Source organism: Flavobacterium sufflavum (genome assembly GCF_004016525.1).
Taxonomy (GTDB): Bacteria; Bacteroidota; Bacteroidia; order Flavobacteriales; family Flavobacteriaceae; genus Flavobacterium; species Flavobacterium sufflavum.
In genome coordinates this window covers 22,659-31,533 of sequence record NZ_SACJ01000018.1, presented here as the reverse complement: position 1 = coordinate 31,533, position 8,875 = coordinate 22,659, and the positions used below count along the sequence as shown (strand labels likewise).

General features: G+C 33.3%; 10 protein-coding genes. 3 read left to right on the top strand and 7 right to left on the bottom strand.

All coding sequences use genetic code 11. The features are described from left to right. From EOD40_RS17720 to EOD40_RS17710, 3 genes are all read left to right on the top strand, one after another. Window positions 1-1,289: gliding motility-associated C-terminal domain-containing protein (locus tag EOD40_RS17720; protein WP_164905510.1), on the top strand; the 1,289-nt coding region annotated here is incomplete at its 5' end. A gap of 48 nt (window positions 1,290-1,337) precedes the next feature. Then, the gene (locus EOD40_RS17715) at window positions 1,338-2,252 is read left to right on the top strand and encodes a PorP/SprF family type IX secretion system membrane protein (RefSeq protein WP_128197829.1); all 915 of its coding nucleotides are present in this window, start codon (window positions 1,338-1,340) and stop codon (window positions 2,250-2,252) included. Window positions 2,253-2,262: 10 nt separating this feature from the next. Next, window positions 2,263-4,149 carry an OmpA family protein gene (locus EOD40_RS17710; protein ID WP_128197827.1) on the top strand — a complete coding sequence of 629 codons (1,887 nt, stop codon included), beginning with the start codon at window positions 2,263-2,265 and terminating at the stop codon, window positions 4,147-4,149. Window positions 4,150-4,227: 78 nt separating this feature from the next. Here EOD40_RS17710 and EOD40_RS17705 read toward each other — a convergent pair whose 3' ends face one another. From EOD40_RS17705 to EOD40_RS17675, 7 genes are all read right to left on the bottom strand, one after another. After that, window positions 4,228-4,998: a TerC family protein gene (locus tag EOD40_RS17705; RefSeq protein WP_128197825.1), complete on the bottom strand. Its 771-nt coding sequence runs from the start codon at window positions 4,996-4,998 to the stop codon at window positions 4,228-4,230. Between the two features lie 35 nt (window positions 4,999-5,033). Next, complete coding sequence (locus EOD40_RS17700; protein ID WP_128197823.1) at window positions 5,034-5,411, bottom strand: DNA topoisomerase IV; 378 nt, start codon at window positions 5,409-5,411, stop codon at window positions 5,034-5,036. Between the two features lie 214 nt (window positions 5,412-5,625). Then, a complete protein-coding gene (locus EOD40_RS17695; RefSeq protein WP_128197821.1) occupies window positions 5,626-6,198 on the bottom strand; it encodes a pentapeptide repeat-containing protein in 573 nt (190 codons plus the stop codon). Beyond that, window positions 6,198-6,419, bottom strand: coding sequence for a DUF6095 family protein (locus EOD40_RS17690; RefSeq protein WP_128197819.1), 222 nt, complete (start codon window positions 6,417-6,419; stop codon window positions 6,198-6,200). Before EOD40_RS17690 ends, EOD40_RS17695 begins: the two co-directional genes overlap by 1 nt. Before the next feature lie 98 nt (window positions 6,420-6,517). Beyond that, complete coding sequence (gene murQ, locus EOD40_RS17685; protein WP_128197817.1) at window positions 6,518-7,333, bottom strand: N-acetylmuramic acid 6-phosphate etherase; 816 nt, start codon at window positions 7,331-7,333, stop codon at window positions 6,518-6,520. Between the two features lie 39 nt (window positions 7,334-7,372). After that, window positions 7,373-8,068 (bottom strand): ZIP family metal transporter, encoded by a 696-nt coding sequence (locus EOD40_RS17680; protein ID WP_128197815.1) that lies wholly within the window; start codon window positions 8,066-8,068, stop codon window positions 7,373-7,375. After that, window positions 8,068-8,832, bottom strand: a complete 765-nt coding sequence (locus tag EOD40_RS17675) for a class I SAM-dependent methyltransferase (protein WP_128197814.1) — start codon at window positions 8,830-8,832, stop codon at window positions 8,068-8,070. Before EOD40_RS17675 ends, EOD40_RS17680 begins: the two co-directional genes overlap by 1 nt. Window positions 8,833-8,875 lie beyond the last annotated feature (43 nt).

The following is an 8,875-nucleotide window of genomic DNA, read 5'->3' as shown; positions in this document are numbered from 1 at the left end:
TAAACAATAAACAAGAGAAAATTGATGGTACTGATCCTAAGAATCCGGATACGGATGGTGATGGTGTAACCGATAGCAAAGAGAAAACAGACGGAACCGATCCTAAAGATGCTTGTAAATTTATTTTAGCCAGTCAAACGTTAGCTCCAAGTTCAGTTTGGAATACTTCAGATTGTGATGGAGACGGTGTAACAAATAGTAAAGAGAAAACAGACGGAACTGATCCTAAAGATCCTTGTAAATTTATCTTAGCTAGTCAAACAGTAGCTCCAAATTCAGCTTGGGAAACTGCCGATTGTGACAATGATGGTGTAACCAACAAACAAGAAAAAATTGAAGGTACCGATCCTAAAAATCCAGATACCGATGGTGATGGTGTTAATGATGGCAAAGAGAAAACAGACGGAACTGATTCTAAAGATCCATGTAAATTTATCTTAATTAGTCAAACGGTAGCTCCAAATTCAGCTTGGGAAACTTCCGACTGTGACAATGATGGTGTAACCAACAAACAAGAAAAAAATGACGGTACCGATCCTAAAAATCCGGATACAGATGGTGATGGTGTTAATGATGGCAAAGAGAAAACAGACGGAACTGATTCTAACGATCCGTGTAAATTTATCTTAATTAGTCAAACGGTAGCTCCAAATTCAGCTTGGGAAACTTCCGACTGTGATAATGATGGTGTAACCAACAAACAAGAAAAAATTGACGGTACCGATCCTAAAAATCCAGATACAGATGGTGATGGTGTAACCGATGGTAAAGAGAAAACTGATGGGACTGATGCTACTAGTCCTTGTGAATCAATAGTTGCCAATATTACATTGCCATTATCTGAAAGTTTCTTAGATGGAGACTGTGACAATGATGGATTAACTAATAGAGAAGAAATTGGTTTGAATCCGCTTAAACCGAATGACTCAAATGCTACAACGGTTCCTGACTATTTAGAACAGAATAATCATACTGATTCGACTGATGATTTAGAAATTTTTAATGCAGTTACACCTAATGGAAATGGTGAAAACGATGTGCTTGTTATTCGAAATATTGAATCTTATCCTGAGAATACTGTAACAATATTTAATAGATGGGGTGTTCTTGTGTATGAAGTAAATTCATATGGTCAGAATGGTAAGTTTTTTAAAGGAATTTCTGAAGGAAGAACAACAATAAATAAAAATGAAGAATTACCTAGCGGAGTATATTTTTATATTATTAAATATAAAAATTTACAAGGGATAACTAAACAACGTTCAGGTTATTTATACATTAACAAGTAAAAACGTTTTTAAAATTTTTAACACTTTAGAAAGTAATTAAAGTAAAACATGAAAAAAATATTTATAATATATATATTGTTTTTAATTGGTACATCAATTTATGCCCAGCAAGAACCTCAGTATACCCAGTATATGTATAATCCAACAGTAATCAACCCTGCTTATGCCGGTTCAAAGGGATATACTAGTATTTATGGTTTATACCGTACACAATGGGTTGGACTCGATGGTGCTCCTAAAACGGCCAATATTTCGATGAACAAACCAATTGAAGGAAGTAAATTAGGTTATGGAGTTTCGGTTTTAAGTGATAAAATTGGGGTAAGTGATGAAACTCAAATAGCAGTAGATCTTACCTATAATTTATTTTTGCAAAATGATTCCCGGCTTGCTTTTGGTTTAAAAGCAAGCGGTAGTTTTTTGAATGTTGATTATACAAGATTGAATCAATACAATATGGGAGAACAAGTTCTTCAGAATAATATCACAAATCAGTTTTCACCAAATATTGGTATTGGATTGTATTACTACAATAAAAAAAGTTATTTAGGAGCATCAGTACCTATGCTGCTAGATACCGAGAAATATGATCATGATAATAAAGCCCAGGTGAATCAGAGGTACCATATTTATTTAATGGGAGGAAGGGTATATGATTTGAGTTATAACTTGAAATTCAAACCAGCTTTTGTTTCCAAAATAGTTTCGGGTGCTCCATTGCAATTCGATTTATCGACTAATTTTATGTTTAATGAAAAATTTATAATTGGCGCTGCTTACAGATGGAGTGCTTCGGTAAGCATGTTGGCAGGATTTCAATTAAGAGAAAATTTATTCATTGGTTATGGATATGATACCGAAACGACAAGATTATCTAATTTTAATTCAGGCTCACATGAAATATTCCTGCAATTTGATTTATTTAAAAATCATTCAAAATTAGAAACACCTAGATTCTTTTAAAAATACAAACATGAAAGAAAAATTACTATTATTAATTTTATTTCCCTTACTGGTTTTTTCACAACAAAAGGAAATAAAAAAAGCGGAAGAGAAATTTAATGACGGACATTATATAGAGTCTATAAAAATATTCGAAAATCTTATAGATAAAGGTGTTGAAACAGCTTCCATTTTTGAAAAATTGGGTGATGCCAACTATTTGAATGCTAATTATGCCGAAGCCAATAGATGGTATTCAAAACGATATGCATTAACTCCAGAAATGGATAGTGAACACCACTATAGATATGCGCAGACCTTAAAATCGGTTGGTTTACAGGAAGAGTCTAAAAAACAAATGGCTACTTTTGAAAGTAAAAGTCCAAATGAAATTAGAACGAAGTTTAATAAGAACGAATCCAAGGAAAAATCGATGTTAACATTTTCAAATGTTCAAATGTTACCTATAAATTCCAAATTTTCTGATTATGGTACAGCGATAAAAGGAGATACAATTATTTTTGCCAGTGCCCGTGATTTCGTTTTAGACAATACAACATATGCACGTACCAATCAATCGTATACCAGTTTATACCAATCCATAAAAACAGCAAGCGGAACTTATAGTTCTCCAAAATTATTTTCAAAGGCAAGTTTTTCTATTTATCACGAGGCCACACCAGTATTTACGAAAGACGGTAAAACCATGTATTACAGTCAAAATCAACTGGCTGATAAATCTAAAAGCAAATTGGTTAATGGCTTATTCAAACTATACAAATCTGTTCTTGTCGATGGAAAATGGAAAAATAAGGGAATCATTAGCTTGAATCAAAATGATTCGGTAAGAATGGCAAATCCAGCTTTAAGCCCTGATGGCAAATATTTGTATTTTGCGTCTGATTTAAAAGGAAGTTTTGGAAACTCAGATTTGTTTAAAGTTGCAATAAATGCCGATGGTAGTTTTGGAACTATCGAACATTTAAGTGATAAAATAAATACAGAAGGACGCGAAACGTTTCCTTTTATTACTGAAGACAATACCTTGGTTTTTGCTTCTGACGGACATGCTGGATTAGGAGGATTAGATTTGTTTTCAATTGATTTATCCGATAAAAATGCAGTTGCAATTAATCTTGGACCTACTATTAATAGTGCATTTGATGATTTTGCTTTGGCAATGAATACAGAAATGAATCAAGGATATTATACCAGCAATCGTCCCAACGGAACGGGTGATGATGACCTGTATTCATTTGATTCAGCAGTAATTCCGATAACAATTTCAGGAACCATTGTAGAGGCAGTAACCAATGAAATCATTCCAAATACTGCAATTGCCCTTTTGGATAAAAGTAATAATGTAATTGCAAAAACTCAATCAGATTCAAAGGGGAATTTTGTTTTAAATAATGTTAAGCGTGATGCCAATTATAAAATTAAAGTCGAACAAAACAATTATGTGCCTGTTGAAAAATTGGTTGTAATTGCTAAAAAAGACGTTAACGAAATAATTACAATCCATAAAGAAGTTCCTAAAATTCAACCTGAAACAGATTTATCGAATCTTTTTGCATTAAACATTATTTATTTTGATACAGATAAATCATTCATTCGTGAAGAAGCTAAAACAGAATTAGATAAAGTTGTTGCTATAATGAATCAATATCCGCAAATTAAAGTAGTTATTGGTTCCCACACCGATAGTAGAGAATCTGAAGCGTATAACGAGAATTTATCACAACGAAGGGCAAATGCTACTTTGAAGTATTTAGTATCTAAGGGAATTGATAAAACCCGATTAATAGCCAAAGGATATGGTGAATCACAACTGGTGAATCAATGTAAAAATGGGGTAAGATGCAGTAATGAGGAACATCAGAAAAACAGAAGAAGTACTTTTATAGTACGAAAATAACAAAGCATACTAATATTAAAGGCTGTCTCAAAATTATATTTGAGACAGCCCTTTTTTTGAATTCTATATTTTAAGAATTTATTTCTTTTTTGAAACTTTCATATTCAACATTTCTACCAGTAATGAGAATGAAATGGCAAAATACAAATAGCCTTTTGGTATTGGAGTAACATGACTACCAAAAATTAAGGCATTGGATAAATGGGCACTTTCTGTAAGTAACATCAAACCAATTAAGATTAAGAATGATAATCCTAAAATTTGGATAGAAGGATGTTTATTGACAAAAGTTCCAACAGGAACTGCAAATTGCATCATAATTAAAACCGAAATAATTACTGCAGTAATCATAATATACAAAGCGCCTGTTACCCCATTAGTCATCCCCACTGCTGTTAAAATACTATCGAATGAGAATACGATGTCAATTAAAATAATTTGTACAATAACGCTGCTGAACGATTTGGTTGCAGACTTTTTAATTTCTTTTTCTTCTTCCCCTTTATGATCTACTTTTTCTCTAATTTCGTTAGTGCTTTTGTAAATAAGGAATAATCCTCCTAATAAAAGAATGATACTTTGTCCGGAAACTTCTGCGTGTAACCAACTAAAATTAAACGTAAACCAAGGTTCTTTCATTGCAATTAAAACGGTAATTCCAAAAAGAAGAATGATCCGCATAAACATAGCTAAGAACATACCTATTTTGGTTGCTTTTTTACGATTTTCTTCGGGTAATTTTCCTGTTGCGATTGATATAAAAATGATGTTGTCAATTCCCAGTACAATTTCCAGAAATGTTAATGTTAATAAAGCAATCCAGGCATCAGGATTTAAAAATACTTCCATAGTATTAAGTTAAGATTAAAGAATGAGTGCGAATTTTATAATTCACCAATTTTAGTTACAGTACCTTTTTGCTTTTCATCAGCACCTACAATACCGAATTCAAAGGTATATGAATTTCCCGAAGTCGTCAAGATTTTCATATTAATTGATTTTTCTTCTGCCATATTCTTGGGATGCAGTTTTTTCAGGATATATTCGCAATCGTTTACCCAGCGCACAGTAGCGGTATCGGTTTTTCCTTCGAATGTTTCAATTTCTATGCTGTCATTGCGTTCAAAAAGTGTTACTTTTTTCACACCGTCTACTTCATATTCAAAACGGAATTTTCCGGTTTTAAAAGCTGCACAATTGTGTTCGGCATTATAGCAAGAAGCAAAAATAAGAAGCAGAGGTAGTAGAATGAGTTTTTTCATAGTTTTTGTTAAAATATTTATTGAAATTTTACAGAAATGAACATTACAATTAAAAAGAGAATTAAAAAAATTAAAATATTTCTCGCCCACTTATCTTTTGTAAGTTCAATTTCTAAATCAGATTTACAAAATTTAATAATTATCCAATAAATAAATCCACCAATATCTGATAAAAGTTGAAATCTCATATTTTTTTTCAGTTCTTACAAAAAGTTTATTGAATTTTAATATCGTATTTGTCTAAAAGTCCTGGAATTCCCTGCATCGAAAATTTAGCTTTTCGCATAGGATTGAATTCAGGATCAATTTTATAATTGTAAGCCGTAAGGAAGTTGACTTCTTTGAGTTCAGTATCATTAAAGACAGCATTGTCTAAATTGCAATTATCGAAAACCGAATTAGAAAGATTACTTCCAATAAAGCTAACTTCTTTCATAGAGCAGGAATTGAACTTAGTTTTTGGCATTTTTTTATTCGAAAAAGAAGCATAATCCAAAATGCAATCATTGAAACTCACAGCAAACATAAAATCGGCACAACTGTTAAATTGAATTCCCAATAGTTTACAATTCGAGAAATGAATGGTTTTCAAGCTCGTTCCGCCAAGAGTTGTCATCGAAAGGTTGCAGTTGATGAACTCGCAATCCATAAAAGTATTATTTGAAAAATCGCTATTGGAGAAATCACAGTTTTTAAAAACGCAATCTTCAAATTCGCGATTACTCACTTTTTTGTCAATGAAAACTACTTTGTCAAATGTTTTCTGGATATGAATTAAGTCTTCCATTAGTCGTTAAATAAAGCTCTCATCATGGTTTTCAATCCTAAAAAGATTAAGTACATGGATGCCAGGCAAGCAATGATTCCGATGCCTAAAACCAGATAATGCCATACATTTTGCTGGTTCATAAAGGCATTGTAAATTAATGACGGACCAATAAAAAGCAAAGGCAAAGCGCCTGCCAGATATCGAATTCCTTTGGATAATAATTCTTTGTTTGTTGGCATGTTTTATGTTTTTTTAACCACAAAGGACACAAAGCTTTCGCTAAGTACACTAAGTTTTATATGTTATAACTAAGGATTAATTACTAATCACTAAGGACTTATTTAGAATTATAAAAATCAACTGCTTTGCGCACGCTTCCGTGTTCTTTTAGCAATTGAGCTGCTTCTTCGTAGCTTACAGGAATTTCGCCCATAATCATTTTGGTTCCCCGGTCAACGAGTTTGTTGTTGCTCAGTTGCATATCGACCATTTTGTTGCCTTTTACTTTCCCTAATTGAATCATCGTAGCAGTTGAAATCATATTAAGTACTAACTTTTGAGCTGTTCCTGCTTTCATTCTCGAACTTCCCGTAATAAATTCAGGTCCAACCACTACATCAATAGGGAATTGTGCTGTTTGCGAAAGCGGACTTCCGGCATTGCAGGAAATACTTCCTGTAATGATATTGTTTTTGTTACAGGCTTCTAAACCGCCAATAACATAAGGTGTTGTTCCTGAAGCGGCAATTCCTATTACCACATCATTCTCATTGATATTGAATTCCTGTAAATCAATCCAGGCTTGGGTTGCATTGTCTTCGGCATTTTCTACCGCTTTACGAATGGCTTTGTCGCCACCGGCAATGATTCCCACTACCAAATCAAAAGGAACACCAAAAGTAGGAGGACATTCAGAAGCATCAACCACACCCAAACGCCCCGAAGTTCCAGCGCCAATGTAAAATAAACGTCCGCCTAATTTCATTTTAGCAACAATTTGTGTTACTAAATTTTCAATTTGTTGTAAGGCTTTTTCAACCGCAAGAGGAACAGTTTTGTCTTCGTTATTGATATTAGAAAGTAAGTCAGAAACTGACATTTTTTCTAAATGTTCGTATTTTGAGGATTGTTCGGTAGTTTTTATGAAGGTCATTTTTTTGAGCTTTATTTGGTGTGTTTTACAGATTAAAATTTATAAAAAATAAGCCAAGGCAATTCCTAAAACAATCATCGAAACTTTGGCAACATTAAATTTATGGCCTTCGCTACTTTCGAAAATAATAGTTGAGGAAATATGAAATAATATACCAATAACTACAGCGGTAATTTCGCTATGGTATTGATTTAATCCCGTAAGATAATCGGAAGCGAATGTTCCTAGCGGTGTCATCAAGGCAAAAGTAAGCATGAAGGCAAAAATAGCCTGTTTGTTCAGGTGGGAATTGATGAAAAATGTCGTTAAAATAATAGCAATAGGAAGGTGGTGTATCGCAATTCCGAGGGCTAAATTGTCGTGATTATGTCCCACAGGAAATCCTTCCAGAAAAGCGTGAATACAAAGACTGATAAACAACAACCACGGAATATGGGACATGTTTGGATGCCCATGAACGTGACCGTGCTCAGCACCTTTAGAGAAAAATTCGAGGATAATTTGGAACAAAATCCCCAGCATGATAAAAATCCCCGCATTGTTATTGTGACTTTCGCCAATAACATGCTCATGACTTTCATAGATTTCGGGTAATAAGTGCATTACCGTCAAAGAAAGCAAAAATGAACCACTAAAAGCCAATAGTAGTTTGAGATTGCTTTTGTTTTTTGGTTTTAAAACCAATGCAATAATATACCCAAGAAGTACAGAAAGTAATGGTAAAAGGTAATTCATTATTTAAAAATAAGGATGAGTCGTTCGCTTTCGGTTTTGTGGAATTTTTTCAACTTATAGTCTCCAAAAATGTCCAAAAGATAAATACCTGCTTCTTCCATCATGGATTCGAAATCTTGTAAAGTCAAGGCTTTTACTTTTTCGGTAAAATGGTATTTTTTGCCTTGGTCTTCAAAATCGATTTCTTTAAAAATATGACCATCGGAAACATAGCGTTTCAGGTGAAAATCGATTCCGTCCACTGTTTTTACCTCTTCGGGAACCAATGTTTCAATTACCTGATTGACATTCATAAAATCAATTACGGCAAAACCATAGTCAGACAAACTGTTTTTGATGGCCTTTAGCGTAGTAAGATTGTCTTCATCATTTTCGAAATAACCAAAACTGGTAAACAAATTAAAAATGGCGTCGTACTTTTCTTCGCAAGCTTCACGCATATCGTGCACTTTGAAATGCAAGGTTTCATTCGAATTTTTGCTTGCTTCGGCTATGCTGTTTTCAGATAAATCAGCACCAATGACATCAAAGCCTAATTGGTTCAAATAAATAGCGTGACGCCCTTTGCCACAGGCTAAATCCAAGACTTTAGCTTTTTCAGGAAGATTTAAGTAATGCGTTAAATTATCCATGAAAAGCTGTGCTTCTTTGTCATTTCGTTCTTTGTACAGAATGTGATAATAGGGAGTGTCAAACCAAGAGCTGAACCATGTTTCATTTGGTTGGTCTTGATTTGTATTAGTTGTTTCTTGTGCTTCGGACATTTATTCTTTTCAATTAATTCTATCCCGCAAATTTAGTGTATTT